Raw genomic sequence first — 25,506 nt, forward strand, 5'->3', positions numbered from 1 at the left:
CGCTCCGCTCGCTACCCGATCCACGGAACCACGCCCGCCACTCGATCAGCCGACACTAGCTCGGCTTCGGGGCGCCGGGGCGGGCGTAGCGCAACCACGTGATCGCGATGCACATCAGCGCCCACGCGACGCCGATCCAGTAGAACATCGTGGGGCTCATGATCGTCAGGCCGACGCCGAACAGGAAGGGCCCGAACGCTGCGATGGCCGCGGTCCAGCCGATCACGCCGCCCGCCTGGCGCGGCTCGAAGATCATCGGCATCTGCTTGAACGTGGAGGCGTTGCCGATCCCGGAGAACAGGAAGATCGCCAGCATTCCGAACAGGAACAGGTTGAACCCCGACGACAGGGTCTCGGCCGAGCTGTAGTCCGGGGTCAGCGACGGGATGGTCACGATGATCGAGATCACGAGCCCGATGCCGGAGATCAGCGTCCAGATGGCACCGCCCATGCGGTCGGTGAGGGGCGAGAACGCAATCCGGGCGGCGGCGCCGACGAGGGGCCCCAGGAACACGAACTTGACGACGTCGGGCACCTCGTAGCCCTCGATCAGGAGCTGGGCGGTCGCACCGGAGCCGGTGACGATGTTGTCGTTGTTCTGGCCGTAGAGGTTGGCCATCAGGAGGCCGAACTGAGCCGAGAGCCCCGAGAAGGTACCGAAGGTCATGATGTAGAGCAGCGTCATGAACCAGGTGTCCTTGTTGGAGAAGATGTCGAACTGCTGCCGGATGCTTGCCTTCACCGGGACCGACTTCAGCACCACGTAGGCCCAGATGGCCGTGACGATGATGAGCGGCACGTAGACCAGCGCCGAGTTCTGGTACCAGACGACGACGTCGCTCTTGCCCGCGAAGCTCATGGTCTGGGAGCCCAGGAACGTGAACATGCCGAACGAGATCAGCCAGGGCGTCAGCAACTGCACCAGGGAGACGCCGAAGTTGCCGACGCCGGCCTGGATGCCCAGCGCGGTGCCCTGCATGCGCTTGGGGAAGAAGTACGACGTCGAGGGCATGAACCCGGAGAACGCACCGCCGCCGATCCCGGCGAGGAACGCCAGCGCCATCAGACGCCAGTACGGAACGTCGGGATTGGTGACCTCGAACCCCCAGCCGAGCACCGGCAACAGCAGCAGCAGCGTGGTCAGCGAGACCATCTTGCGGGTGCCGATCATGGGGGGCAGCATCATCCACACCAGCCGCAGGAGGCCGGCCGAGATACCCGGCATGGCCGCCATCCAATACAGCTGTTCCTGCGTGAACGTGAAGCCGAGCGCGTTCAGTTTGGGGATGATGGCGCTGGGGAGGAACCACGCCACGAAGCACAGCGTCAGCGTCACCGTGGTGACTGTGAGCGTGTTCCAGGCGAGCTTCTTGTCCCACTGTTCCGGATCCTCGGGGTTCCAGGACTGGAGCCAATCCCCCTTGGTCTCGTGCTTCGTGGTCACTTCACAGCCTCCTCAAGTGGCATTTCGATGGTGCCGGCAAGCTCCGGCGACTGGTCGTGGAGCATCCTCACCACGGTCAGGTGCATCCAGATGGCGCACAGGGCCGTGACCAGGAAGATGACGAAGAAGGTGCTGGTGGGAAACCCCGACCACTGCTTCGTGTAGGCGAACAGCGGGGGCAGGAAGAACCCGCCCAGGCCGCCCAGGGTGCCGACGAGCCCGCCGACGGATCCGACGTTGTCCGGGAAGTACTCGGGGATGTGCTTGAACACTGCCGCCTTCCCGAAGCCCATCGCGCAGCCGAGCAGGAACACCAGCACCGCGAACCCCGCCAGCGGCAGGTGGTAGGGCAGGTGCTGCGTGGTCGAACCGTCGGCGTGGGTGATGACGATGTAGCCGTTGGGCATCATCAGGATCCCGGAGGTGGCGAGCATGACGGCGAACGTCAGGTACATGACCCGCCGGGCCCCCCAGCGGTCCGACATCCAGCCGCCGACGGGCCGCAGCAAGGACGCCGGGAAGATGAACGTGGCGGTCAGCAGACCAGCGACGGTGAGGTCGACGTCGAAGTTGTCGACGTAGTACTTGGGCAGCCAGGCCGACAGCGCCACGTAGACCCCGAACACCGCCACGTAGTACAGGCTGAACCGCCAGACCCGGACGTGCCGCAGCGGCTGGAGCATCTCGCGGATCGACTTGGCGCGGCCGGGGGCCCGGTCCACCCGCGGCACCACCAGCAGCGTCGCCAGGCCGACGACGACCAGCAGCACCGCGTAGATCACCGGAACCAGCCGCCAGCCGCCCTGGATGCCGAACGCGAACGTGGCTCCGGAGGTTGCCAGGATCAGCGGCGGCCCGATGAACTTCGTCACAGAGGCGCCGACGTTGCCGGCCCCGAACACCCCGAGCGCGAGTCCCTGCCGGTCGCGGGAGAACCAGGCCGCGTTCCAGGTGGTGCCGACGGAGAACAGGTTGCCGGCGAACCCGACCACGAACGCGAGCACCAGCAGCATGGCGTAGCTGTCGGCCGTCGAGACCAGGTAGGAGGGCACCGCCACGGCGAACAGCATGAACAGGGTGACCTTGCGGCCACCGATCCGGTCGGCGAGGATCCCCGCGGGCAACCGCCACAGCGAGCCGTTGAGCACCGCCAGCGCCGAGACCCAGGACAACTCGACGTCGGTGAGCCCCAGTTCCTTCTGGATGGGGACGCCGAGGATTCCGAACATCAACCACACCGCGAACATCAGGGTGAACGCGATCGTGGACATGGTCATGACACGACCTGCGCCGCGCCCCGTCTCGTGGACCGGCGCGACCTCAACGAGTCGTGCCATGGACTACCGCTGCCCCTTGTCGCGGTCAGAGGTGCCGACGGGGTCCCAGCCGCGCCTGCCGGCGGCGACCTTCCGCTTCCCCCCGTCACGCGAGCGGTAGACGATGTAGGGCCGGAACAGGTAGTGCACCGGCGCGGTGAAGGCGTGCACCAGGCGGGTGAACGGCGTGATGGCGAACAGGAACAGTCCGAAGAACACGTGCAGCCGGAACTGCCAGGTGGAGGCGGCCATGGCGGCGGTGTCGGGCTGGAAGACCAGCAGGGACCGGAACCACACCGAGACGGTCTCGCGGTAGTTGTGGTGCTCCCCGTTCGGGTGGGTCTCGCCGGTGAACGTCGCCAGCAGTCCAAGCACGATCACGATGGCGAGCACCAGGTACATCGCCTTGTCGTTGGCCGTGGTGGCCTTGAACACGCGGCCGGTGCGGCGCCGTCGCCAGATCAGCATGGCCAGGCCGACGACGAGCGCGATGCCCGCGAGGCCGCCGCCGTAGAAGGCACCCAGGTGGTACATCTCCTGCGAGAGCCCGGCCCAGTCCGTGAACGCCTTCGGGATCAGGAGTCCGACCAGGTGCCCGATCAGCACCGCCAGCAACGCGAAGTGGAACAGCGGTGAGGCGATCTTCAGCAGCCTGGACTCGTACAGCTGGGAACTGCGGGTGGTCCAGCCGAACTGGTCGTACTTGTACCGCCACACCAGCCCGCCCACGAGGATGATCGCGACGACGTAGGGGAAGATCCCCCAGAGAAGGAAAGTCATGACATTGGCCTGCTTGTCTGGATCTGGTAGGTCTCGAGCCCGACCTGTTCGATCGGGGGTGCGTCCACGTATGTCGCGCCGTAGATGCGCTGCACGTCGGCCCGCGAGGCCGCGAGCGGTCCCGGAAGGTGCCGGCACACCGCCTCCACGAGGCCCTCGTGCGGCAGCTTGTCCTTGCGCAGCCCGAGCCGGAGCAGCTCCAGGCTCGCCCGGTAGGTGTTCAGCAGCGCGACGCCCCGCTCCTGGTCACCACGGGCGGCGAACTCCAGCACCATGGGCAGGTAGTCGGGCAGTTCGCCGTCGAGGTCAACGATGAGGCCGGAGTCCCGGTAGGTCTGCTTGATGGCGGCCAGCACCTCGCCGCGGCGGCGGGTGTCGCCGTCGGTCCAGTAGGTCAGGTGCAGGGCGTGGCGGCGGGAGAGGTCGAACTCCTGGACATGGAACTCCTGCAGTTCCCGCAACGGCGCCGATCGCAGGTGCGCCAACGCGGGCCGGAACAGCGGCACCGACGGCGTCCCGGCCAGCGACTCCTCGATCAGGTCGAGCGTCCCCAGCAGCCGTTCGTCCGGGTAGGTGAGCAGCATGCCCGCGGCCTGGAAGCAGACCTGCATGGAAGATGCCATCTCAGGTCATGCTCTCGTCGTCGCGGGCCGCACGCATGGCGTTGAAGCTCTGGATGGTCACCGGCACGGGCTTGCCGGAGGTCTCACCGAAGGGCTCCGAACCCCAGGCCGGGTCGCCGTCGAAGTCCACCGAGCAGCCCATCTCCTCCAGGTTGTGCGCCTGCTCGCGGTGCGCCTGCGGGATCACGTAGCGCTCGTTGTACTTGGCGATGGCCAGCAGCCGGTACATCTGCTCCATGGCCGCGCCCGTCATGCCGACGGCGGCCGCCACCTCCTCGTCGCCCTTGCGGCCCAGCGTGACGTCGCGCATGTAGCTGCGCATGGCCGCCAGCTTCTGCAGCACCCCCGTGACGACGGCGGTGTCACCTGCCGTGAAGAGCTCGGCCAGGTACTCCACCGGGATCCGAAGCGCGTCGATGGCGCCGAACAGGTTGCCCGCAGCCTCCGCGTCATGGCCCTGCTCCTTCAGCAGGTCCACCACCGGTGACAGCGGCGGGATGTACCAGACCATCGGCATGGTGCGGTACTCCGGGTGCAGCGGCAGCGCCACCCGGAAGTACTTGCACAGCGCGTAGATGGGCGACTTCTGCGCCGCAGCCAGCCAGTCCTCGGCGATGCCGCTGGCGCGCGCCGCGGCGATCACCTCGGGGTCACGCGGGTCCAGCATCAGGTCCAGCTGCGCCTCGTAGAGGTCCTTGGGATCCTCGACGGCGGCCGCCTCGGTGACGCGGTCGGCGTCGTAGAGCACGATGCCGATGTAGCGCAGCCTGCCCACGCAGGTCTCCGAGCACACCGTCGGCAGCCCCACCTCGATGCGGGGATAGCAGAAGTGGCACTTCTCGGCCTTGCCGGTGCGGTGGTTGAAGTAGATCTTCTTGTACGGGCAGCCGGTGATGCACTGGCGCCAGCCGCGGCAGCGGTCCTGGTCCACCAGGACGATGCCGTCCTCCTCCCGCTTGTAGATGGCACCCGACGGGCACGCAGCCATGCAGGAGGGGTTCAGGCAGTGCTCGCAGATGCGGGGCACGAAGAACATGAACGACTTCTCGTACTCGGCCTTGATCCGGTCGTTCGACTCCCGGCGCAGCTTTGCCACGATCGGGTCCTGGTCAATCGTCTCGTGGATGCCGCCCAGCGCGTCGTCCCAGTTGGCCGAGGACTTGATGGCCATGTTGTCGCCGGTGATCAGCGACTTGGGCTGCGCCACCGGGAAGTCGTCGAGCAGGGGCGACTGGATGAGGTTCTCGTAGTCGTAGGTCCACGGCTCGTAGTAGTCGTCGAGCCCGGGCTGCACCGGTGAGGCGAAGATGCTCAGCAGCTTCTTGAACCGGCCACCCGACTTCAGCTTCAGCCGCCCGGACTTCGTGCGGACCCAGCCGCCCTGCCAGCGCTCCTGGTCCTCGTAGGTGCGCGGGTAGCCGAGCCCGGGGCGGGTCTCGACGTTGTTGAACCACACGTACTCCACGCCTGCGCGGTTGGTCCAAGCCTGCTTGCAGGTGACCGAACACGTGTGGCAGCCGATGCACTTGTCGAGGTTCATCACCATCGACACCTGAGCCATGACCCGCATCAGTACTGCACCTCCTGGGAACGACGGCGCACCGTCGAGACGATGTCGCGCTGGACGCCAGTCGGGCCCAGGTAGTTGAACGCGTACGACAGGTGGGCGTAGCCACCGATCAGGTGCGTCGGTTTCAGCAGGATCCGCGTCACCGAGTTGTGGATGCCACCTCGGCGCCCGGTGGCCTCCGACTTCGGCACGTCGATGGTGCGCTCCTGCGCGTGCTGGACGTAGGCGACGCCGTCGGGCAGCTTGGGCGTGACGACGGCGCGCGCCACGAACACGCCGTTGGCGTTGGTCAGCTCGATCCAGTCATTGTCCCGCACCCCGATGGAGGTGGCGTCGGCGACGCTGAGCCAGGCCTGCGGGCCGCCGCGGCCCAGCGAGAGCATGAACAGGTTGTCCTGGTACTCCGAATGGATGGACCACTTGTTGTGGACGGTCAGGTAGCGCAGCACGATCGACTTCTCACCGTTGGGGCCGAGCTCCGGCTCACCGAACTGGCGCGACATGTCCAGCGGCGGCCGGAAGATGGGCAGGTTCTCGCCGGCGTCGGTGATCCAGTCGTGGTCCAGGAAGAAGTGCATCCTCCCCGACAGCGTGTGCCACGGCTTCAGCCGCTCGACGTTGATGGTGAACGCCGCGTAGCGCCGACCGCCGGTCTCCGAGCCCGACCACTCCGGCGACGTGATCACCGGCTGCGGCGCCTGCTGGGTCTGCACGAACGTGATCCGCTTCTCCTCCAGGCCCTCGGAGAGGTCGGCCAGCTTGCGGCCGGTCTTGCGCTCCAGGTTCCGGAAGCCCTGGGTGGCCAGCTCGCCGTTGGTGGTACCGGAGAAGATCAGGATGGCCTCGGCCATGCGCTGATCGGTGTCTATCGCGGGCCTGCCGCCGGCTGGACCGGACGGGTAGACCCCGTGCAGTTGTGACAGTTGCTCGACCTGGTGGTGCACGTCGTAGGTGATGTTCTTGATCGTGAAGCCGAGCCGGTCCGCGAGCGGGCCGACGGTGGCGAGCTTGTCCGCGATCGCGGTGTAGTCGCGCTCCACCACCATCAGCTGGGGCATGTTCACGCCGGGGACGGCTTCGATGTCGTCGCGCTTCCAGTCCCGCTCGATCCCGCCCGGCTGCTTCACCTGGCCGGGCGTGTCGTGCTGCAACGGCACCGCTACAAGGTCGCGCCGGGTGTCCAGCCGGCCCTTGGCCATGCTGGAGACGGCCCGCGCGAGGTCGCTGAACAGCTGGAAGTCGGTGCGGGTCTCCCACGGCGGGTTGATGGCCGGGGTGAAGGCGTGCACGTAGGGGTGCATGTCGGTGCTGGACAGGTCGTACTTCTCGTACCAGGTGGCTGCGGGCAGCACCAGGTCGCTCAGCAGCGTCGACGACGTCATGCGGAAGTCTGCCGTGATCAGCAGGTCGAGCTTGCCCTCGGGCGCCTCGTCGTGGAACTTCACCTCCGTCGGGCGAAGGTCCGCGCCGTGCTGGTTGGGCATGACGTTGTTGTGCGTGCCCAGCAGGTGCTTGAGGAAGTACTCGTTGCCCTTGGCCGAGGACCCGAACAGGTTGGAGCGCCACAGGATCATCGTGCGCGGCCAGTTGGCGGGCGCATCGACGTCCTCGATGGCCGAGGCCAGCTCCCCGGACTTCAGCTTCGCCGCCACCCAGGTGCCGACGTCGGGCGCCTCCCCCGCGTCGACGGCGGCCTGCGCCTCGTCGGCGAGGTCGAGCGGGTTGCGGTCGAACTGCGGGTAGAACGGCATCCAGCCCATCCGCGCGGACTTGGCGAGCGCGTCGGCGTTGTGCAGGCCGTCCAGCGACCCGGTCGAGAGCGGGCTGGTGATGGCGTCGGCGGAGTAGCCGTCGGTGCGCCACTGGTCGGTGTGCATGTACCAGTAGCCGGTGCCGATCATGGTGCGCGGCGGCCGCGACCAGTCCAGCGCGTTGGCGACGTTGAACCACCCGGTCATCGGGCGGGCCTTCTCCTGGCCGACGTAGTGCGCCCAGCCGCCGCCGTTGCGGCCGATGCAGCCGGTCATCATGAGCAGCGCCATGATCGCGCGGTAGGTGGCGTCGGCGTGGTACCAGTGGCAGATGCCGGCGCCGATGATGATCATCGTGCGGCCCTCGGACTCCTCGGAGTTCTTCGCGAACTCCCGGGCGATGCGCAGGCAGGCCTCCGCGGGGACCGACGTGATGGGCGCCTGCCAGGCCGGGGTGTAGGGGACGGTGGCGTCGTCGTAACCGGAGGGCCAGACGCCGGGGAGGCCGTCGCGCGGCACCCCGTACTGGGCGAGCATCAGATCGAAGACGGTGGTGACCAGTTGGCCGTCGATCCGGCGGGCCGGGACGCCGCGGCGCAGGATGGAACCCTCGCCGTGGGGGTCCTCGAAGCACGGCAGCGCGATCTCGACCGCCTCCGAGCCGTCGGCGTCGAGCAGGCTGAGGGCCGGGTCCAGGTCCTGCAGGTCCAGGTTCCACTTGCCCTGGCCGTCGTCGTTGTAGCGGTAGCCGATGGAGCCGTTGGGGACGGCGGGCGCGTCGGCGGCCTTGTCCCACAGCACCGTCTTGAAGGCGGCGTCGGGGACGTCCTGGCCCAGGTCGGCGGCGGTGACGAACTTCGACGCTGTCAGGCCGTGGCCGCCCGGGTGCTCGACGAGCTTCACCAGCATCGTCAGGTCGGTGAACTGCTTGACGTAGTTCTCGAAGAACGGGACGCGGCGCTCGACGAAGTTCTCCTTGAGCATGACGTGGCCCATCGCCATCGCCAGCGCGCCGTCGGTGCCGGCCTGCGCGGGGAGCCATTCGTCGGCGAACTTCACGTTGTCGGCGTAGTCCGGCGCGACGGTGACCACCTTGGTGCCGCGGTAGCGGACCTCGGCCATCCAGTGGGCGTCCGGGGTGCGGGTGACGGGGACGTTGCTGCCCCACATCATCAGGTAGGTGGAGTCCCACCAGTCGCCTGACTCCGGGACGTCGGTCTGGTCCCCGAAGACCTGCGGGGAGGCGACGGGGAGGTCGGCATACCAGTCGTAGAAGCTTGTCATCGCGCCACCGAGCAGGTGCGTGAACCGGGTGCCGATGGCGTGGCTCACCAGGCTCATGGCCGGGATGGGCGAGAACGAGACCAGCCGGTCGGGGCCGTACTCCTTGATGGTGTTGACGTAGCTGGCGGCCGCGATCTCGAGCGCCTCGTTCCACGTCATGCGCACCAGGCCACCCTTGCCGCGGGCCTGCTGGTACTTGCGGCGCTTGACCGGGTCCGTCGAGATCTCCTTGAAGGCGGCGACGGGGTCCCCCAGCCTGGCCTTCGCCTCGCGGTACATCTCGATCAGCACGCCGCGGCCGTAGGGGTAACGGACCCGCGTCGGCGAGTAGGTGTACCAGGAGAACGCGGCGCCGCGGGGGCAGCCGCGGGGCTCGTACTCGGGGCGGTCATCGCCGGTGGTGGGGTAGTCGGTCTGCTGGGCCTCCCAGGTGATGATCCCGTCCTTGACGTAGACCTTCCACGAACAGGAGCCGGTGCAGTTCACGCCGTGCGTGGAGCGCACGACCTTGTCGTGACTCCAGCGGTCGCGGTAGAAGACGTCTCCCTCGCGCCCGCCCTCCCGGAACACCGCCCGCCCGTCGGGGGTCTCGTCCCACCCGGTGAAGAACTTCCCGATCTTCAGCAGGGCGTCGCTGGCAGAACCGTCGAGGCGTGCGGATTCCGAAGTCATGGTCCCTATCGAACCAAGCGACAAGGTCGCATGTGGGCGAATCGCCCGGAAGTTTGTGACGATCTTTCTGTGACAAACCCGTCCTGGGTCCCGGCGGGCGGGATTCCGGTGTACCACCCCTCGCTTGGGTGTGCGTTCCGTGCTCCATCGTGGAGCAGCGAACGCACAGCCGGGGGGGTCCTCAAACCGCCCCCGGCCTTCTGGAAGAGTTGCCGCCATGAGACTGATATCCCAGACCGTCGGCAACGACGCCGCCCTCACCGGCTACATCCAGGAACCCAGCGCGGAACTCAGCACGGCGACGGTGCGGCCCGCGGTCCTCGTGCTCCCGGGAGGCGGGTACTTCATCACGTCGGACCGCGAGGCGGAGCCGGTGGCCCTCGCCTACCTCGCCGAGGGCTTCAACACCTTCGTCCTGCGCTACTCCGTCGGGGCCGAAGCGCCGTTCTCGAACTCGCTCGCCGACGCCGAGGCCGCCCTGCGCTGGATCCGCGGGCATGCCGACGAGCTGCACGTGGACCCCGAGAAGGTGGCGGTGGCCGGGTTCTCCGCTGGCGGGCACCTCGCCTCGAGCCTCGCCGTCGGCGCCGACAAGCCCGACGCGCTAGTCGTCGGCTATCCGGTGACGCTTTCGGAGTTCGGGCCCGCAATCGGCAAGGACATCCTGAACGTGCCGGACCACGTCACCTCCGACACCCCGCCCACGTTCCTGTTCAGCACCTGCGACGACACGGTGGTTCCCATCCGCAACTCGCTGGAGTTCCTGGGTGCCCTGGCCAGCGCCGGTGTGCCGTTCGAGAGCCACATCTACCTGCTCGGACCGCACGGTCTCAGCCTGTCGAGGCCCCTGACCGCCAGTGGTCACGCGGAACTGGTGGAGCCGTCGGTGGCGCAGTGGTTCGCCGACTCCGTCCGCTTCCTGCGCAGCGTATTCGGAGACTTCCCGGTCGAGGGCCAGTCGGAGACGTTCGCGACGCTGGTGGCCCGCAAGCACCCGGGCCAGGATTCCGCGCGTACCGCAGCCGACGAGCAGCGCTGACGACCGGGCCGGCCCTGCTCGTCCGCAGTGCCAACCGAAGGGCTCCATAACCCTCCCGTGGGGAGCAACGAGCCTAGACTGGGGGGATGACGGTCGCAGTGATTCTGGGAGGCGGGCGCTCCAAGCGCATGGGGACGAACAAGGTCGAACTGACCTTGGAGGGCCGCACGCTGCTGGAGCGGGCGGTCGACGCCGTCACCGACGCGAGTCTCGCCATAGTCGTCGCTGACAAGGTCGAACTGGAGCCCGCACAGGCGTGGCCCGAGGTTCGCTTCGCCCTGGAGAACCCGCCGTTCGGAGGCCCCGTCGCGGGCATCGCCGCCGGCGTGGCGCAGCTTTCCACACTCCCCGACAACGAGGAGGTCATCCTCCTGCCCGCCGACGCCGTGTCGGCCAGCGACGCCGCGGGCGAGCTCGCAGCCTCCCGCCCGGGGCCCGACGGCGTCGTGCTGCAGGACCAGCAGGGCTGGCCGCAGTACCTGTTCGGCCGCTACCGGCTGGGGTCCCTGCGCCGGGCGCTCGGCGAACTCGGCACCGTCCGCGACGTGCCGGTGCGGCAACTCGGCCAGCTCCTGAACGTGACGCGCGTCGTCGTGGACCACGACCTGATCGCCGACGTCGACACCCCCGAACAAGCCCGGGAAGCCGGGATCGACGTGCCGGACGCCGACGAGGCGGTCACCCAGTAGGACTGATCAGCCGCCCGCGAACGGCGGCAGGACGTCGAGCTGGCGGGCCTGCCCGACGGCGGCGCCGCGGTCGGTGACCCTGGTTCCGTCGAGCAGCAACGAACTGGCTCCCACCACCTTGCCCAGGCGCGCGTCGTCGCCAACCAGCTGCGCGAGCAGGTCCGCGACGGTGCGCTCCGGGGCCACCTCGACGGTGCGCGACGGCGTCCCCGCGGCCTCGGCCGCCCCTGCGAAGAACCGGACTTCCACTGTCATCCTCCGATGGCGCTCATGTTGCGATCCGGCTGCCGGAACCCCGGATCCCCGATGCCATGCCCGGCGCGCTTGGCGTGCTGCCCCCCGAACCAGAGCTGGGCGATCTCGGCGTCGTCGGCGCCGGCCCGCATGGGGCCGCGGAGGTCGGTCTCCGTGCGGGCGAACAGGCAGTTGCGCATCTGGCCGTCGGCGGTGATGCGGGTTCGGTCGCAGGCCCCGCAGAAGGGTCCGGTGACCGAGGCGATGACCCCGAGCCGACCGCCGGGCTGGGTCTCGTCGGGCGCCACGTCCCACAGCTCCGCGGGCGCAGCCCCCCGCGGCGTCGACGCCGGCGTCAGCGAGTAGTGGCCGGCGAGAACGGCCAGGATCTCGGACTGGGTGACCATCTGGGTGCGGTCCCACTCGTCGTGCGGCCCCAGCGGCATCTGCTCGATGTAGCGCAGGTGGTGGCCCCGGCTCAGGCAGTAGTCGGCCAGGGGCACGATGTCGGCCTCGTTCTGGCCGCGCATGATCACCGCGTTGACCTTCACGGGGGTGAGGCCGACGGCGGCGGAGGCGTCGATGGCGGCCAGCACGTCGTGCAGCCGGTCCCGGCGCGCGAGCCGGGCGTAGCGCTCAGGGTCCAGCGAGTCCAGGGAGATGTTCACCCTGTCCAAACCCGCATCCTTGAGCGCCCGGGCGCGGTGTTCGAGCCCCAGCCCGTTCGTGGTGAGGGTGAGCTCCGGACGGGCGCCGTCGACGGTGGTGAACCCGGCCACGGCGGCGACGATGTCCTCCAGGCCCTTGCGCAGCAACGGCTCGCCGCCGGTGAAGCGCACCTTGGTGATGCCCAGCGTCTCGATGGCGATGCGCACCAGCCGCACCACCTCGCCATCGGTGAGGACCTCCTCGCCGGGCAGCCATTGCATCCCCTCCGCGGGCATGCAGTAGGTGCAGCGCAGGTTGCAGCGGTCGGTCAGTGAGACGCGCAGGTCCCGGGCGGTCCGCCCGAAGGCGTCCACCAGTTGGCTCGCGACTGCACTGTTGGGCACGGGGGCCACTCTAACCGCTGCCAATCGCGGGGCGCCTGAACCGCCTGCGAGCACCCTGGAGTCGGAAGGTCCAAGCAGGGAGGGTCCTGGTCATTCGTCCCACTGGTCGTAGTCCACGGGGCCAAGGAGCGACCAGTCCTCGTCGATGACTCGAAGCGCGTGGAAGCCCCGGTCCCGCGCATAGGCCAGCGGCTTCAGCCCGGAGGTGTCATACATCAAGAAGCACACCGGGCTGTCCTCACCGAAAAAACTCATGAACACGCGCTCCGGGTCTCGAGCCTGCCAGGTGGCATGCTCCGCAAGAACCGAGCGCATCAACTCCTGATCGGCAACCGACGCGTCCTCGCAGGTCTCGTCACCAGCAATGGTGCGGCACAGCAAACTGCTGGTGAGACCAATCCTCGTGACTCCCGGCGACTCGGCGATGACCTCGTCGATCCGGGCCACCACCGCCTCATAGCTGGGACGGTTCTCCCGGAACTCGGGCTCCATCCGGTCGAACCTGGGCTGCGTCGGGGCGTAGAACCACGACGCGATAGAGAGGCCGAAGAGGAGGAGGAGGAGGAACACGAACAGGAGCACGGCAACCAGGACCAGACTCAAGACCACCTTGACTACGCCCAAGAACACTCTTCGACCGCTGATCGCCACAATCACCCCTTTCCTCTCCCGCCATTGTGGCCTGTGCCGGGCTCGCTCCCCCTTTGCGATCAGCCGGGCGCCACCGGTTGCCGCAGCACGGTCTTGAGCTTTTCCGGTGCCGTGCGGCGGGGATCACTGAGATAGATCTCATGATGTCTGCCGTTGAAGGTCAGGCCGCGCGCCGGCATCTCCTCCTCGTGCAGGCGGCGCAGCGTCGGGCCCTCATCGTCGTAGGGACCGAGGTGGAGGATCTGCAGGCATCGGCCCTCCACCAGCGAGGAGAACCGGACCAGGCCCAGGGCTGGCAGGTCCTTCTTCGCCGACTTGTCCACGGCGGCCCGGAAGTCGTCCTCGGTGGTCCAGGGTGCGACTGTGATCAACATCGTCCAGCGCCAGGCGTCCTTGTCCCGGCTCACGAAGGTGGACATGTCGTCGGCCCACCACAGGCCCTCGAGCGGCCCGACGACGCAGTCGCGGCCCCGCGCCTTGTGCGCGAACTTGAGCGCATAGGCGACGGGGTAGAGCGCCTCGAGCGCCTCCGCGTAGGCGGGACTGGTGTTCGGGTTGCCCGCACCGTCGACCGCGATGTGGGGGATCTCGGGAACGTCGACCTCCTCGAAGTCCGTGCCCTTTGGCGCGTAGAGGTTCTTGAACTCCCGCTTGATGTCGTAGGTGTCCATCGTGTCTCACTTCCGCAGGCGTACCGGTTTGATCGAGTGCGACCAGGTGCGCATCAGCAAGCCTGCCACCGGGGCCGCGCTTTCGGGCTTCCCCTGCAAGGCAAGATCGCCGCAACCACGACGAACCGTCATTTTGGTGCCGTACTTCGAGAGTAGGTCTTGATTGCGTCCTTCCATTGCCTGCACGTTTGCCTCCAGTGGCCCAGCCCCTAGGTGCGCTTCCCCGTGCGCACCGCACGTCAAAGGAGTCGTCCATGCCCCAGCTGTCCCGCCGCACCATCTTGCAGGGAGTCGGCAGCCTCGCCATCGTCGCCGCTCTCGCCCCCTGTTTCGAGGAGGCCGCGGCCGCCGCCCCCACCCTCCTCCCCGCCGACCTGGAGGCGCTGCGCCTCAAGTGGGTCGAGGATCTGACCTCGGCGTCGATCATCCTGGCGTCGCCCGGTACCTTTGCCGCCCGGGTCGGGGCGATGGACAACTTGGTCGGCAACTTCCAGAACCCCGCGCACGCCAGGGGAATGGTGTTCCTCCCCAACGCACTGTTCAAGGATCTCGACTGGACGGTGGGCGCCACGGACATCGTCAAGTCCAACAAGATGCGGCTCAGCTACTCCAACCTGCAGACCATGGCCACGGCGTGGGCCACGCCCACCTCCCTCTGGTACGGATCTGACACCCTGGTTGCCACCATCCGCAGGGCTCTCGCGCACCTGCACACCCACATCTACAACGACCAGACGGTGTGGTTCGGCAACTGGTGGAGCTGGCTGATCGGGGCCACGAAACCGCTGGCCGACATCCTGGCGATCCTGCACCCCGTGCTGGACCAAGACGAGATCGACACGTACTGCGCGGCCATGGACCACTTCCTGCCCAACAGGGATCCACAGCTGCAGATCCACCCGATCGGTGACCCCGCGACTCCCGGCGTCCAGGAGTCCAACGGCGCCAACCGCGTCGACATTTGCCGCGCCTTCATCGTCCGCTCGATCGTCCAGCCGGACACGGCGCTCCTGCAGGCGTCCGTCGCCGCGCTCAGCCCCACCTGGCAGTACGTCACCTCCGGCAACGGGTTCTTCAAGGACGGCTCCTTCGTCCAGCACTCGACGATCGGCTACACAGGCACCTACGGGCTGGTCCTGCTGGAGGGGCTCTCGAAGCTGTTCGCGCTGCTTGCCAACTCGACGTTCGACATCACCGACGCCACCAGAAGCAATCTGACCTCCACGATCGAGGGTTCGTTCGCCCCATTCATGTTCAACGGCCAGATGATGGACGCCGTGCGCGGCCGTGCGGTCTCTCGGTTCGCAGAACGCAGCATCGACAATGGCAACCAGCTCATCGAGTACACGCTCCGGATGGCCAAAGCCGCGGACCCCGAGACGGCGACCCGGTGGCGTGGCCTCTGCCGTCAATGGATCGAGTCCAACTCGGCCGCCACCGTCCTGGAAGGCAACATCGCTCGCATCGCGCTGGTGACCGACCTCATGAACTCCGATGTCGCGCCCGTCGCCGACGTCACCGGGCCACGGTTCTTCCCTGCCATGGACCGCCACGTCCACCGCGGTTCGAGCGGCGACTGGGCGATGTGTGTGGCCATGTGCTCCAACCGCATCGCTTGGAGCGAGAGCTCTGGAGCCGAGAACTTCCGCGGCGTCAAGACCAGCCAGGGCATGACGTACCTGTACACCGCAGACAACGACACGCACTTCGACGACGAGTTCTGGTCGACGTCCGACCTGGACGCTCCGCCGGGAACCACTGTCGACCTGACCCCCCTGCCCGACGACGCCGAGGGCCAGTGGGGAGAGACGACTCCGGCGAACGAGTGGACAGGCGGGGTGACCGCCGACGCGTACGCCATGGTCGGCATGCACCTGATCGCTCCCGGCGGCACCGGCCTCGTGGCGCGCAAGTCGTGGTTCACCATGGACGACCGCGTCGTCGCGTTGGGCTCGGACATCTCCACCGCCAGCGACGGCGCTGTCCGGAGCGTCGTCGAGCACCGCAACCTCGGCACCTCGGCGCGGGCCATGGTCGTCGATGGGTCGGCAGTCACCGCGGAGACGGTGCTCGCGGACGCCCAATGGGCACACGTGGAGGGCGCTGGCGGCTACGTGTTCCTCGGTGGTGCGCCGTCCCTTCTGGCGAGCGTCGCCGAGCGTCAGGGCACGTGGCGCGCCAACAACAACAACGCCGCTGCGGGAACCGCGACGGTGCAGAGGCGCCAGTACGCGACCCTGGCCTACGAGCACGGCGTCGGCGCTTCGGCCGACGGATCCAGCTACGCGTACATGGTGCTTCCAGGCGCGGGTGTGGAGGAGGCGGAGCAGGCCTCAACGAGCCCGCGGGTGTCCGTGCTCCGCAACGACGGTGTGGCCCAGGGCTTGAGGACCGACGTCGGGGTGGTGGCCGTCAACTTCTGGAAGCCGGGAAAGGTCGACGCCTACACCGCGAGCGTGCCACTGTCCCTGATCGCCCGGGACGTGACGAACAACAGCGTGCGTCTCAACGTGAGCGATCCCACTCAGACCCAGGACTTCGTCGAGTTCGACATCGAGGGGATCCACGGCCAGGGCATTGGCCGGATCCGGGGGCGTGACGCAACCCGGGTGAGCCTTCGCCGCACCGCCGCTGGGGTCTCGGTGAAGGTCGACACCACGGGATTGGCCGGCGCCACCGTCGAGTTCCAGATCGGCGGGTGATTCCGTGTCGTCGCGTAGCGCCTGCCGCCGAGCCTCGCCGGGTCTGTCGTAGGGACCACCGAACCGGATCAGTTGCCCTCCTGGCGAGTCTGTCGAGGTGTCCCACTGGGCCCCACTGCGGGGGTGGCTCGGCAAGTTTTCGCGCGCGGGGGCACAATGTGGAGCATGGCGAAGAAGGTGGGGCACGGGCTGGGGCCGACGCGTGCCCGCGTGCTGAACCGGCTGGCCGAGTTCGACGGCGGCATCGGCGTCTCGGCGCTGGGGGCGGACCTCGGGCTCCACATCAACACGGTCCGGTTCCACCTCGAGGCGCTCGTGGAGGCCGGATACGTCACCCGGACACTCGAGCCGACCAGACGGCAGGGTCGGCCGCGCGCCCTCTATCACGCCACGGACACCGCCCCCGTCATCGACTCCACCCAGTTGCGCGACCTCACCCAGGTCCTCGTGCGCCAGCTGGTCCACAAGGCCGACAACCCCCAGCGGGTGGCCGAGCTGGCAGGAAGAGGGTGGGGCGAGGAACTCGCGGCCAGCCCCGCGACGATCCCTGCCACGGCCAGGGACGGACTCGGTGACCTGCTGGACCACACCAGCGCCATGGGTTTCGCCGTCGGCACGCCCACGCGGGACACCATCACGTTCCGCAGCTGCCCCTACCGCTCGGTGAGCCAGCCGACGCTGGCCAGCATCTGCACGCTGCACCTTGGGATGATGCGCGGCTACCTCGACGCCGCGGACTCGGACCTGGAGGTGACCAGCCTCACGCCCGGCGACGTCTGCGTGGCCAGACTCACGCGGCGGCCCGCGCTGGGAGCGGCCGGCGGCTGAGTCCGCTCAGACCAGTCGCCGCGCCACGGCCACCGTCGGCCTCCGCCGGGGCGAGCCAGCGCAGGCTGGCCGCCTCTGACGCGACGGCGGCCCTGGAGCCGGTCTTGCGGAAGCCCATGGGGCTGACTCAGTCGTCCTCGGGCTCGGGCTCGTGCCGTTCCTGGTAGTTGTCCACCAACTCGAAGACGCCCTCCAGGACCTCCACGGGACGGAACGGGAAGACCTGCATGTTCTCGCGCGTGGCGATCCCGGTGAGTACGAGGACGGTGTGCAGGCCCGCCTCCATGCCGGCGACGATGTCGGTGTCCATCCTGTCGCCGATCATCCCCGTCTCCTCCGAGTGCGCCCCGATCTTGTTCAGGGCCGAGCGGAACATCATCGGGTTCGGCTTGCCCACCACGTAGGGCTTGAGGCCGGTGGCCTTGGTCATCAGGGCGGCGATGGCGCCGGTTGCGGGCAGGATGCCGTCCGGGCTGGGGCCCGTGGCGTCGGGGTTGGTGACGACGAAACGGGCACCGGCCGCAATGAGCCTGATGGCGGTGGTCACCTGCTCGAAGGAGTAGGTGCGGGTCTCCCCCACGACGACGAAGTCCGGATCCCGGTCCGTCATGATGAAGCCCTTTTCGTGCAGGGCGGTGATGATGCCCGCCTCGCCGATGACGTAGACGGTGCCGCCGGGCTTCTGGGAGGCGACGAAGTCCGCCGTCGCGAGCGCGGAGGTCCAGATCCGCTCCTCCGGGACGTCGAGTCCGGAGGCGCGCAGGCGGGCGGCCAGGTCACGCGGGGTGAAGATGGAGTTGTTGGTCAGCACGAGGAACTCGGTGCCGTCGGCCTTCCACTGCTCGATCAGTTCCTGCGCGCCTGGCAGCGCGGTGTTCTCGTGGACGAGCACTCCGTCCATGTCGGTCAGCCAGCTCTTGATGTCCTTGCGCTCACGCATGCCGCAACCCTAGCCCGTCACGCCTGCGCGCTCGCTGGGGTCCCACGCCACGGCCATGTCCGAAAACCGCCAGAAGCGCGCGGGGGGACGTGCCAGAGTGGAGCCATGACACCGAGTCTGACCTTCGATGAGCGGTACCGGGCCATCTCGGCGCGCGACACCCGGTTCGACGGCCAGTTCGTGACCGCAGTGCGCACCACCGGCATCTACTGCCGGCCGAGCTGCCCCGCCCGGACACCCAAGCCGGCCAACGTCACCTTCTTCCCCACCAGCGCCGCAGCCCACGAGGCGGGCTACCGCGCATGCAAGCGCTGTCTACCCGAGGCGGCACCCGGCTCGCCGGACTGGAACCTCCGCGGCGACGCCGTCGCCCGCGCCATGCGCCTGATAGCCGACGGCGTGGTCGAGCGCGAGGGCGTGACCGGCCTGGCCGCGCGGCTGGGGTACTCGTCGCGCCACCTGAACCGTCTGCTCTCGGCGGGACTGGGCGCCGGACCAATCGCGCTGGCACGCGCACAGCGAGCGCACACCGCGCGGCTCCTGCTGGTGGGGACAGGGCTCCCGGTGGCCGACGTCGCCTTCTCAGCCGGCTTCGCCAGCCTCCGCCAGTTCAACGACACCATGCGCGAGGTCTTCGACATGACGCCGCTGCAGTTGCGGGCCACCCGGCGCGAAGCCGGAGGCGCCGCCCCGGCCCCCGCCGGCATCACCCTCGCCCTCCCGGTCCGCGAGCCGTTCGACCACGCAGGCCTGTTCGCCTGGATGGCGGCCAGGGCCCTGCCCGGGGTCGAGGCCGGGGACGCCACGAGCTTCGAGCGCACCATCCGGCTCCCCCGCGGCATCGGCTGGTTCCGCCTCAGCGTAGATGGCCGACTGCGGCTGGAGGCGCGGCTGGAACACCTCGATGACCTCGCAGTTCTCGTCTCACGGGTGCGGCGGCTGTTCGACCTGGACGCGGACCCCGAAGCAGTCGACGCCGCGCTGGCCGGGCACCGTGAGATCGCGCCGCTGGTGGCCGCCGTCCCAGGCATCCGGCTGCCCGGTGTCGTCGATCCGCACGAGCTGCTGATCCGCGCGCTGGTCGGGCAGCAGATCTCCGTGGCCGCGGCGCGCACCCACCTGGCGCGGCTGGTGGTCGCCCTGGGTGGGGAGGTGGACCTGGCTGGCCAGCGGCGTCGCCTCTTCCCGACGATGGCCGCCATCGCGGAGCACGGAGGCGCGATCCTCACCGGTCCCGCGGCCCGGCTGCGAGCCATCACGTCGGCCGCCGCCGCCCTGGCCGCCGGGGAGCTGCAACTGACCACCGCCGACGAGCCCGGCGAGCAGCGTGCAGCCCTGCTGGAGCGAGCCGGGATCGGACCCTGGACCGCGGACTACGTCCGGATGCGGGTGCTGGGGGACCCCGACGTCCTCCTCGCCAGCGACGTCGCCCTCCGCACCGGCGCCCGCCGCGCGGGCCTGCCGCACCGCCCCCCCGAGCTCGCGTCGTGGGCGGGCCGGGCGGCCCCCTGGCGCTCGTACCTGTCCATGCACCTGTGGCGCGCCGCAGGCCCGGCCGCAACGAAGGAGACCCGACCATGAGCGAAGCCATCGCCTCCGTCCAGACCATCGACACACCCGACGGGCCGTTCACGATCGTGGTGGACGCCGACGGTGCCGTGCTGGCCTCGGGCTGGTCGGCCGACGTCGACAGCATCGTGGGCCGGATCCACCCGGAACTGCGCCCCTCCGGAACCCGGCCCGGCAGCACAGCCGCAGCCGACGCCGTCGCCGCCTACTACGGCGGGGACCTGTCCGCCATCGACGACGTCGCCGTCCGCCAGCGCGGGACGCGGCTCCAGCAGGAGGGTTGGGCGGCGCTGCGCCGGATCCGGGCCGGCCGTCCCCTCACCTACACGGAGTTCGCCGCCGCGCTCGGTGCCCCGACGGCGGTCCGCGCCGCTGCCGCGATCTGCGCCCGCAACGCTCCGGCGTTGTTCGTGCCCTGCCACCGGGTGCTCCGCAGCGACGGCAGCCTCGGGGGATTCGCCTGGGGGGTCCAGGTCAAGCGTGCGCTGCTGGCTCGGGAAGCTGGTTGATCCCCCCGGAGGTCCCGTCCGGAGCCAGGGGCAGCCGCACCACCATGCGCGTCCCCCGGCCCGGCTCGCTGTCCACAATGAGCTCGCCACCGTGGGCGTCGACGATCGACTTCACCACAGCCATGCCCAGCCCGCTACCGGGGATGGTGGACGCGCGCGCCGACTCGGTCCGGTAGAACCGGTCGAACAGCTGCCTCTGCTCCGCCTCGGTCAGCCCGGGGCCCGTGTCCTCCACCTCCATGAAGGCCAGCCCGCCACGGACGCCCACCCGCACCAGGACACCACCGACTGCTGTGTACTTGACGGCGTTGGACACGAGGTTGTCCAGCACCTGGGTGAGCTTCACCCGGTCCCCGGACACGTGGACGCAGGCTTCCGCATCCACGCCGAGCGTCAGGCCGGCGGAGTTGGCAGACGGCACGGCCGCCTCTGCGCACTCCCGCACGATCGCGGTGAGGTCCACCCGCTCGAGGACCAGCGGCACCCTGCCGGAGGCGGTGCCGAGCAGGTCGTTCACCAGGCCAAGGAGACGCTCCGCGTTGCGCTGCACCACCACCACGCTGCGCCGGTCGGCCGGGCTCATGCCACCGTCTTCCGCGCTCTCCAGCAGCAGGTCGGAGTAACCGATGATGGAGGTGAGCGGAGTCCGGAACTCGTGCGAGATCCCGGAGACGAAGTCGTCCTGCGCAGCGAGGGCAGCGACGAGTTCCGTGACGTCCTCGAACACCAGCACCGAGCCGGCGAAGTCACCCTCGTCGTCGAACATGGGCTGGGCGGACACGTTGACGGCGCGCTCGGAAGCGCCCTTGCCCAGCCAGATCCGGTCGCGCGTGAAGCTCTCCCCGCGCGCCGCACGCCGTACCGGGCGGTCGGCCACGGGGATCGGTGTGCGATCCGGACCCTCGAACAGCAGGAGCCTGCCTTCTCCGGGGTCCTCGGGGTCGACGTCGGGTTCAGCCCGCGCCTGGAGCGCATGCTGGCGGGGGTTCTTGAGGATCTCCACTCCGTGGGCGTCAATGGCCAGCACGCCGACATCGGCGGTGTCGACGATGGCCTCGACCAGGCGCTGCCGCTGCCGGCTGATCTCACCCGCCTCCTCCACCTTCTCCTGGTGGCTCTCCATCTCCCGGTTGACATACGTCGCGGCCACGGCCAGTCCGAAGGTCATGACAGGAACCAGAAGTGGCCGGCCCAGGTTGCGGGCGGTGATCTCCTCCCGGCCGAGGATGAACGGGGCATAGGTGACGAGCAGCGGCAGGACGAACGAGACCAGGCACATCACCCTGGGGAGGATGGAGGACCAAGCCAGCCAGAGCACGGGGAACCCCAGCAGCAGCGACAGCCCGTCCAGGTCCGGCGCCGCGCCATGGATGATGAGGCCGACGGCGAAGAAGTCGAGCATCGGGAGCACCAGATAGGTGCCGTAGGGAAGCCGGTCCCAGGGAACCGCCGCCGAAAGGACCGTGATGACGCCGACCACGATGACGCCCCACCGGAACAGCGGGTCGGAGGCCGTGGACTGCGTGGTTATGGCCAGGGGGATCATCACGACGGCGATGGTCAGGGTCAGCGGCAGCTGGGACAGGAAGATGCGCGTCTGGAGCCCGTAGGTGTGGAACGGCCGCTGCAGCATCGGCATCATCCCCGAGCCGTGCTCCTCCGTTGGGGCCTGCGCCACCGTCTGGGTCATGGCCCGATTATCCATGGTCGGGGCGAATCCGCGGAACGGGGTCCCCGACAACCGTGATATTTCCGTGACGCTCACCCGACAAGTCGTCAGGACCGACCGCTCCCGGTCACCACCTCATGCCAACGTCGCAGCACGTTCTCCAGTCGGCCATGCACCCGGACGTCGGCGAGGTCGTCGCCACGCGTGTCGCCGTCGTTGACGATCACCACCGTCTTGCCCTCCCGCGCCGCGCGGCGCACGAACCGCAGTCCGCTCATCACGGTCAGGCTGGAGCCGAGCACCGTCAACGCCTCGGCCGCCTCCAGGAGGCCGAAGGCCTCCCGGACCACCTCGGGCCGCGCGTTCTCACCGAAGAACACCACGTCCGGCTTGAGGATCCCGCCGCAACGTGGGCACGCCGGGTAGGAGAAGCTCTCGGTCCGGTCAACCTCGGCGTCACCGTCGGGGGCGGTTGCCGTTTCCCGGGCCAGATCGTGGAGGCGCGCGTGCAGGTCGGGGTTGAGCGCCAGCAGCTGGTCCTGGAGGTCATGTCGTCCGACGGCGAAACCGCACGACAGGCAATAGGCGCCGTCCAGCGACCCGTGGAGGTCAACCACCTTGCTGGAGCCGGCTTCCTGGTGCAGGCCGTCGACGTTCTGGGTCACCACCCCGGTGATGGGCAGGTGTTGCTCCAGTTCTGCCAGCAGACGGTGCGACTCATTGGGCTGCGCCGCCCCGAAGGCCAGCCAGCCGACGGTGCTGCGTGCCCAGTAGCGGCGTCGGGCGAGGTCGGACCCCACGAACTCCTGGAAGGTCATGGGGCTGCGGACCTTGGCGTCGCGGCCTCGGTAGTCGGGCAGGCCGGAGCCGGTTGACATGCCCGCGCCGGTCAGCACCATCGTCGGCCGCTCCCTGAACAGCTCAAGTGCTGCGGTGACATCGTCGTCGGTGGAGACGCGGCCGAAGCCGCCCAACGGCTCCCAGCGCCGGATGCGCGGGGCAGCGGGGACGTCGTCGACGGCGGAGCGGAACCAGCCACCGACGTCGGGCAGGGCGGGATCGGTCACGCTTCCAGAGTAGTCAGCCGTTGCGGACCGGCCCAGTGGAGTCGCGTACGACCAGCTTGGGCTCGAAGTGCTCCTCGATGGGGCCCTCGGTGCGGGCCCGAACGCCGATCTTGAGGGCGGCCACCCCCATCTCATGGAGTGGCAGGGCGACCGTGGTGAGGGCCGGTGTGAGGTCCCGGCACACCCAGATGTCGTTGCAGCCCACGACGGAGACCTGTCCCGGGACGTCGTAGCCGTTGTCACGCAACCACACCATGGCCCCGATGGCCATCTGGTCTGCGGTGCCGACGATCGCCGTCGTCCGGGGGTGTTCGGCCATGACCTCGGCAGCGGCGGCGTACCCGGCGTCGCGGGTGCCGAGGGCGGGATGGACGTGGACGCCGTCGCCGAGGACCTCGCGGATGCCGGTGATGCGGTCGACCGTCGAGGTCACTCCCGGGTCACCGGCCAGCAGAGCCACGTCGCGGTGTCCCAGAGAAGCGAGATGTTCGCCGACCTGACGGCCGGCGCTCACGTTGTCGACGAGGATGCGGCTCGCGGGCACGTCCACCTCGTGGCGGCCTATCAGGACGGCGGTGCGGAGCCCATCGGAGGAGAAGGCGCGCACGCGGTTGCCGATCTCACTGCGGTAGGTCTCGTCGAGCAGTCCCGAGCCGGCGATGATGGCCATACCGACGCGCTGCGCCTGCAGGGTCCGGAAGGCCTGGATCTCCTGGATGGGGTCCCGTTGCGTGTTGAGCACGGTCACCATGTAGTTGCGCTTGTTGGCCTCGTGGTGGATGCCGGCGATCATGCCGGAGAAGTAGGGGTCGCCCACGTCCCCCACGAGGACGCCGATGGATCCGGGGTTACCCAGCAGCAGGCCCTGGGCCTGGGCGTTGGGAATGTAGTCGAGGGCCGTCGCCGCCTCCTCGACCTTCAGGCGCAGGTCTTCCTTGACGGGGTAGTCGCTGCCGGACAGCACCCGAGACGCCGTGGCCAGCGAAACCCCCGCCGCGTTGGCCACATCCCTCAGCCTTGCTCCACTCATGGAGGGAGAATACCGTTACCGACTGCCCGCACGCGCGCGACGCGAGCCACACTTGTCCGCCGGTCACGGACGCGGGACCGCGGGCTGGCCCCTCAGGCCCTGGGTGAATGTGCCTCAGCTCTGGGTGTCGTCGTTGCGCAGGAGGTGGCGCCGCCGACGCAGACCGCTGGCGATCAGGCGCTTCACAAGGACCTTTGAGGGCACCGGGAGCGCACCCAGCGCCACCAGCGCCTCGTACATGCGCTCGGGGACGTCGTAGTGGTCGCGGTCGAAGGCCCGCTCGGGCACCCCCGCGAGGGTGGCGAAATCGTGCAACTCCTCGAACGACGCATCGGAGACCAGGTGCGAGAACACCGTGCCGTGCGCGGGCCACGCGGGCGGGTCGATGAGGATGGCCATCACCAAAGGTTAGGCCGCCACTGGCCGCGGCGCTGCCATCCTGGACGGGCCACCGGAAGCGTGCGGTCCCGCCGACGCACGCGTTCGCCCGGAACAGCCACCTAGGATTTCGGTCATGGATCGCGTGCTGAACGTCTCTGCCTACCTGTTCACCCCCTTGGCGGACAGGGCAGAACTGCGCGTCCGATTGAAGGAGTCAGCCGTCGCCGCCGGGCTCATGGGCACGATCCTGCTCGCACCCGAAGGCATCAACCTGTTCATCGCCGGGCCCCCGGAAGGGGTCCGGGCGTTCCTGGCGGAGCTCCGGGCAGATCCGCGATTCGCAGCGCTGGAGGCCAAGGAGAGCTGGTCGCAGCACCAGCCGTTCCGCCGGATGCTGGTGAAACTCAAGCGCGAGATCATCCGGATGGACCACCCCGCCGTCGAGCCGGCCGCGGGCCGCGCCCCCGGCGTCGACCCCCGCACCCTGCGGCGCTGGCTGGACCAGGGCCACGACGACGACGGCAAGCCAGTGGTGATGCTGGACACCCGCAACGCCTTCGAGGTGGACTACGGCCGCTTCACCGGTGCCGTCGACTGGCGGATCGAGCGGTTCACCGAGTTCCCGCGCGCTGTGGCAGAGAATCGCGCGCAGCTGGAGGGCAGCACGGTGGTGAGCTACTGCACGGGTGGGATCCGCTGCGAGAAGGCCGCCATCTACATGCGGGATCTCGGGCTGGACAACGTGTTGCAGCTCGACGGCGGCATCCTGAAGTACTTCGAGGAGGTGGGCGGGGCCCACTACGAGGGTGACTGCTTCGTGTTCGACGGCCGGGAGGCGCTCTCCCCCGACCTCAGCCCGCGTGCAAGCCGCGCGAGCGCGCGTGCCGCCCAGGATCCCGACCTGTCCGCGAAGCAGGGCTGATCGGGACCCATGGAGGACTGGACGGAAACCTCGTTTTCTTTGCACAGGAGTGCACAGAAAACGAAGTTTCTGTCCAGTCCTCCTCACCCCGTTCTGTCCTCGCGCCGGGCGCA

23 protein-coding genes are annotated in these 25,506 nt (G+C 68.9%); 7 read left to right on the top strand and 16 right to left on the bottom strand.

Annotated features, from left to right (window positions below):
* Positions 1-55: 55 nt before the first annotated feature.
* Genes LKO27_RS09880 through LKO27_RS09905 form a run of 6 tightly spaced genes read right to left on the bottom strand, consistent with a single transcriptional unit; the run spans position 56 to position 9,440 of the window.
* Positions 56-1,444, bottom strand: a complete 1,389-nt coding sequence (locus tag LKO27_RS09880) for an MFS transporter (protein WP_227737337.1) — start codon at positions 1,442-1,444, stop codon at positions 56-58.
* Entirely contained in the window at positions 1,441-2,781 is a 1,341-nt protein-coding gene (locus LKO27_RS09885; RefSeq protein ID WP_227737338.1) for a nitrate/nitrite transporter, read from the bottom strand. Before LKO27_RS09885 ends, LKO27_RS09880 begins: the two co-directional genes overlap by 4 nt.
* A gap of 3 nt (positions 2,782-2,784) precedes the next feature.
* Positions 2,785-3,540, bottom strand: a complete 756-nt coding sequence (narI, locus tag LKO27_RS09890) for a respiratory nitrate reductase subunit gamma (RefSeq protein ID WP_227737339.1) — start codon at positions 3,538-3,540, stop codon at positions 2,785-2,787.
* On the bottom strand, positions 3,537-4,163 hold the full coding sequence (gene narJ, locus LKO27_RS09895) for a nitrate reductase molybdenum cofactor assembly chaperone (protein ID WP_227737340.1): 627 nt from the start codon (positions 4,161-4,163) through the stop codon (positions 3,537-3,539). The genes narI and narJ overlap by 4 nt, the downstream gene beginning before the upstream one ends.
* Before the next feature lies 1 nt (position 4,164).
* Entirely contained in the window at positions 4,165-5,733 is a 1,569-nt protein-coding gene (gene narH / locus LKO27_RS09900) for a nitrate reductase subunit beta (RefSeq protein WP_227737341.1), read from the bottom strand.
* Positions 5,733-9,440, bottom strand: a complete 3,708-nt coding sequence (locus tag LKO27_RS09905; protein ID WP_227737342.1) for a nitrate reductase subunit alpha — start codon at positions 9,438-9,440, stop codon at positions 5,733-5,735. Before LKO27_RS09905 ends, narH begins: the two co-directional genes overlap by 1 nt.
* Before the next feature lie 217 nt (positions 9,441-9,657).
* On the opposite strand from LKO27_RS09905, the gene LKO27_RS09910 reads away from it, so the two are divergent.
* Positions 9,658-10,479: an alpha/beta hydrolase gene (locus tag LKO27_RS09910; RefSeq protein WP_227737343.1), complete on the top strand. Its 822-nt coding sequence runs from the start codon at positions 9,658-9,660 to the stop codon at positions 10,477-10,479.
* An 86-nt stretch (positions 10,480-10,565) separates the two neighbouring features.
* Positions 10,566-11,168, top strand: a complete 603-nt coding sequence (locus tag LKO27_RS09915; protein ID WP_227737344.1) for an NTP transferase domain-containing protein — start codon at positions 10,566-10,568, stop codon at positions 11,166-11,168.
* Between the two features lie 6 nt (positions 11,169-11,174).
* On the opposite strand, the gene LKO27_RS09920 is transcribed toward LKO27_RS09915, so the two are convergent.
* The 5 genes from LKO27_RS09920 to LKO27_RS09940 all read right to left on the bottom strand — a co-directional run bounded on the left by LKO27_RS09920 (position 11,175) and on the right by LKO27_RS09940 (position 13,953).
* Positions 11,175-11,423, bottom strand: a complete 249-nt coding sequence (locus LKO27_RS09920) for a MoaD/ThiS family protein (RefSeq protein WP_227737345.1) — start codon at positions 11,421-11,423, stop codon at positions 11,175-11,177.
* Positions 11,420-12,463 carry a GTP 3',8-cyclase MoaA gene (gene moaA / locus LKO27_RS09925; RefSeq protein WP_370630013.1) on the bottom strand — a complete coding sequence of 348 codons (1,044 nt, stop codon included), beginning with the start codon at positions 12,461-12,463 and terminating at the stop codon, positions 11,420-11,422. Before moaA ends, LKO27_RS09920 begins: the two co-directional genes overlap by 4 nt.
* Positions 12,464-12,544: 81 nt before the next feature.
* Positions 12,545-13,057 carry a hypothetical protein gene (locus LKO27_RS09930; RefSeq protein ID WP_227737347.1) on the bottom strand — a complete coding sequence of 171 codons (513 nt, stop codon included), beginning with the start codon at positions 13,055-13,057 and terminating at the stop codon, positions 12,545-12,547.
* A gap of 107 nt (positions 13,058-13,164) precedes the next feature.
* Positions 13,165-13,776 (bottom strand): GyrI-like domain-containing protein, encoded by a 612-nt coding sequence (locus LKO27_RS09935; RefSeq protein WP_227737348.1) that lies wholly within the window; start codon positions 13,774-13,776, stop codon positions 13,165-13,167.
* 6 nt (positions 13,777-13,782) lie between these two features.
* Positions 13,783-13,953, bottom strand: coding sequence for a hypothetical protein (locus tag LKO27_RS09940; protein ID WP_227737349.1), 171 nt, complete (start codon positions 13,951-13,953; stop codon positions 13,783-13,785).
* A gap of 77 nt (positions 13,954-14,030) precedes the next feature.
* On the opposite strand from LKO27_RS09940, the gene LKO27_RS09945 reads away from it, so the two are divergent.
* Together LKO27_RS09945 and LKO27_RS09950 are read left to right on the top strand one after the other, a co-directional pair.
* Positions 14,031-16,478 carry a polysaccharide lyase 8 family protein gene (locus tag LKO27_RS09945; RefSeq protein ID WP_227737350.1) on the top strand — a complete coding sequence of 816 codons (2,448 nt, stop codon included), beginning with the start codon at positions 14,031-14,033 and terminating at the stop codon, positions 16,476-16,478.
* A gap of 165 nt (positions 16,479-16,643) precedes the next feature.
* Complete coding sequence (locus tag LKO27_RS09950) at positions 16,644-17,306, top strand: metalloregulator ArsR/SmtB family transcription factor (RefSeq protein ID WP_227737351.1); 663 nt, start codon at positions 16,644-16,646, stop codon at positions 17,304-17,306.
* Positions 17,307-17,433: 127 nt separating this feature from the next.
* On the opposite strand, the gene LKO27_RS09955 is transcribed toward LKO27_RS09950, so the two are convergent.
* A complete protein-coding gene (locus tag LKO27_RS09955) occupies positions 17,434-18,246 on the bottom strand; it encodes an HAD-IIA family hydrolase (RefSeq protein ID WP_227737352.1) in 813 nt (270 codons plus the stop codon).
* A gap of 105 nt (positions 18,247-18,351) precedes the next feature.
* On the opposite strand from LKO27_RS09955, the gene LKO27_RS09960 reads away from it, so the two are divergent.
* On the top strand, positions 18,352-19,827 hold the full coding sequence (locus LKO27_RS09960) for an AlkA N-terminal domain-containing protein (RefSeq protein WP_227737353.1): 1,476 nt from the start codon (positions 18,352-18,354) through the stop codon (positions 19,825-19,827).
* Positions 19,824-20,324 (top strand): methylated-DNA--[protein]-cysteine S-methyltransferase, encoded by a 501-nt coding sequence (locus LKO27_RS09965; RefSeq protein WP_227737354.1) that lies wholly within the window; start codon positions 19,824-19,826, stop codon positions 20,322-20,324. Before LKO27_RS09960 ends, LKO27_RS09965 begins: the two co-directional genes overlap by 4 nt.
* Here the strand turns inward: LKO27_RS09965 and LKO27_RS09970 are convergent.
* From LKO27_RS09970 to LKO27_RS09985, 4 genes are all read right to left on the bottom strand, one after another.
* On the bottom strand, positions 20,290-22,014 hold the full coding sequence (locus LKO27_RS09970; protein WP_227737355.1) for a cell wall metabolism sensor histidine kinase WalK: 1,725 nt from the start codon (positions 22,012-22,014) through the stop codon (positions 20,290-20,292). The two genes, LKO27_RS09965 and LKO27_RS09970, sit on opposite strands and share 35 nt — an antisense overlap.
* 86 nt (positions 22,015-22,100) lie before the next feature.
* A complete protein-coding gene (locus LKO27_RS09975; protein ID WP_227737356.1) occupies positions 22,101-23,060 on the bottom strand; it encodes an NAD-dependent protein deacetylase in 960 nt (319 codons plus the stop codon).
* Positions 23,061-23,073: 13 nt separating this feature from the next.
* Positions 23,074-24,090, bottom strand: coding sequence for a LacI family DNA-binding transcriptional regulator (locus tag LKO27_RS09980; RefSeq protein WP_227737357.1), 1,017 nt, complete (start codon positions 24,088-24,090; stop codon positions 23,074-23,076).
* A gap of 114 nt (positions 24,091-24,204) precedes the next feature.
* Complete coding sequence (locus tag LKO27_RS09985; protein WP_227737358.1) at positions 24,205-24,489, bottom strand: DUF4031 domain-containing protein; 285 nt, start codon at positions 24,487-24,489, stop codon at positions 24,205-24,207.
* 115 nt (positions 24,490-24,604) lie between these two features.
* On the opposite strand from LKO27_RS09985, the gene LKO27_RS09990 reads away from it, so the two are divergent.
* Entirely contained in the window at positions 24,605-25,393 is a 789-nt protein-coding gene (locus LKO27_RS09990) for a sulfurtransferase (protein WP_227737359.1), read from the top strand.
* Positions 25,394-25,506: the final 113 nt, after the last annotated feature.

This window comes from Tessaracoccus sp. OS52 (assembly GCF_020687685.1).
Lineage (GTDB): Bacteria > Actinomycetota > Actinomycetes > Propionibacteriales > Propionibacteriaceae > Arachnia.

Bases quoted from the DNA above. Each gene is read 5' to 3' on its own strand.
- LKO27_RS09980 (WP_227737357.1), bottom strand. From the start codon at position 24,090: ATGAGTGGAGCAAGGCTGAGGGATGTGGCCAACGCGGCGGGGGTTTCG.
- LKO27_RS09970 (WP_227737355.1), bottom strand. From the start codon at position 22,014: ATGACCCAGACGGTGGCGCAGGCCCCAACGGAGGAGCACGGCTCGGGG.
- LKO27_RS09965 (WP_227737354.1), top strand. From the start codon at position 19,824: ATGAGCGAAGCCATCGCCTCCGTCCAGACCATCGACACACCCGACGGG.
- LKO27_RS09885 (WP_227737338.1), bottom strand. From the start codon at position 2,781: ATGGCACGACTCGTTGAGGTCGCGCCGGTCCACGAGACGGGGCGCGGC.
- LKO27_RS09910 (WP_227737343.1), top strand. From the start codon at position 9,658: ATGAGACTGATATCCCAGACCGTCGGCAACGACGCCGCCCTCACCGGC.
- LKO27_RS09915 (WP_227737344.1), top strand. From the start codon at position 10,566: ATGACGGTCGCAGTGATTCTGGGAGGCGGGCGCTCCAAGCGCATGGGG.
- LKO27_RS09985 (WP_227737358.1), bottom strand. From the start codon at position 24,489: ATGGCCATCCTCATCGACCCGCCCGCGTGGCCCGCGCACGGCACGGTG.
- LKO27_RS09945 (WP_227737350.1), top strand. From the start codon at position 14,031: ATGCCCCAGCTGTCCCGCCGCACCATCTTGCAGGGAGTCGGCAGCCTC.
- LKO27_RS09990 (WP_227737359.1), top strand. From the start codon at position 24,605: ATGGATCGCGTGCTGAACGTCTCTGCCTACCTGTTCACCCCCTTGGCG.
- LKO27_RS09935 (WP_227737348.1), bottom strand. From the start codon at position 13,776: ATGGACACCTACGACATCAAGCGGGAGTTCAAGAACCTCTACGCGCCA.
- LKO27_RS09920 (WP_227737345.1), bottom strand. From the start codon at position 11,423: ATGACAGTGGAAGTCCGGTTCTTCGCAGGGGCGGCCGAGGCCGCGGGG.
- narI (WP_227737339.1), bottom strand. From the start codon at position 3,540: ATGACTTTCCTTCTCTGGGGGATCTTCCCCTACGTCGTCGCGATCATC.
- narJ (WP_227737340.1), bottom strand. From the start codon at position 4,163: ATGGCATCTTCCATGCAGGTCTGCTTCCAGGCCGCGGGCATGCTGCTC.
- LKO27_RS09940 (WP_227737349.1), bottom strand. From the start codon at position 13,953: ATGGAAGGACGCAATCAAGACCTACTCTCGAAGTACGGCACCAAAATG.
- narH (WP_227737341.1), bottom strand. From the start codon at position 5,733: ATGCGGGTCATGGCTCAGGTGTCGATGGTGATGAACCTCGACAAGTGC.
- LKO27_RS09960 (WP_227737353.1), top strand. From the start codon at position 18,352: ATGACACCGAGTCTGACCTTCGATGAGCGGTACCGGGCCATCTCGGCG.
- LKO27_RS09955 (WP_227737352.1), bottom strand. From the start codon at position 18,246: ATGCGTGAGCGCAAGGACATCAAGAGCTGGCTGACCGACATGGACGGA.
- LKO27_RS09950 (WP_227737351.1), top strand. From the start codon at position 16,644: ATGGCGAAGAAGGTGGGGCACGGGCTGGGGCCGACGCGTGCCCGCGTG.
- LKO27_RS09905 (WP_227737342.1), bottom strand. From the start codon at position 9,440: ATGACTTCGGAATCCGCACGCCTCGACGGTTCTGCCAGCGACGCCCTG.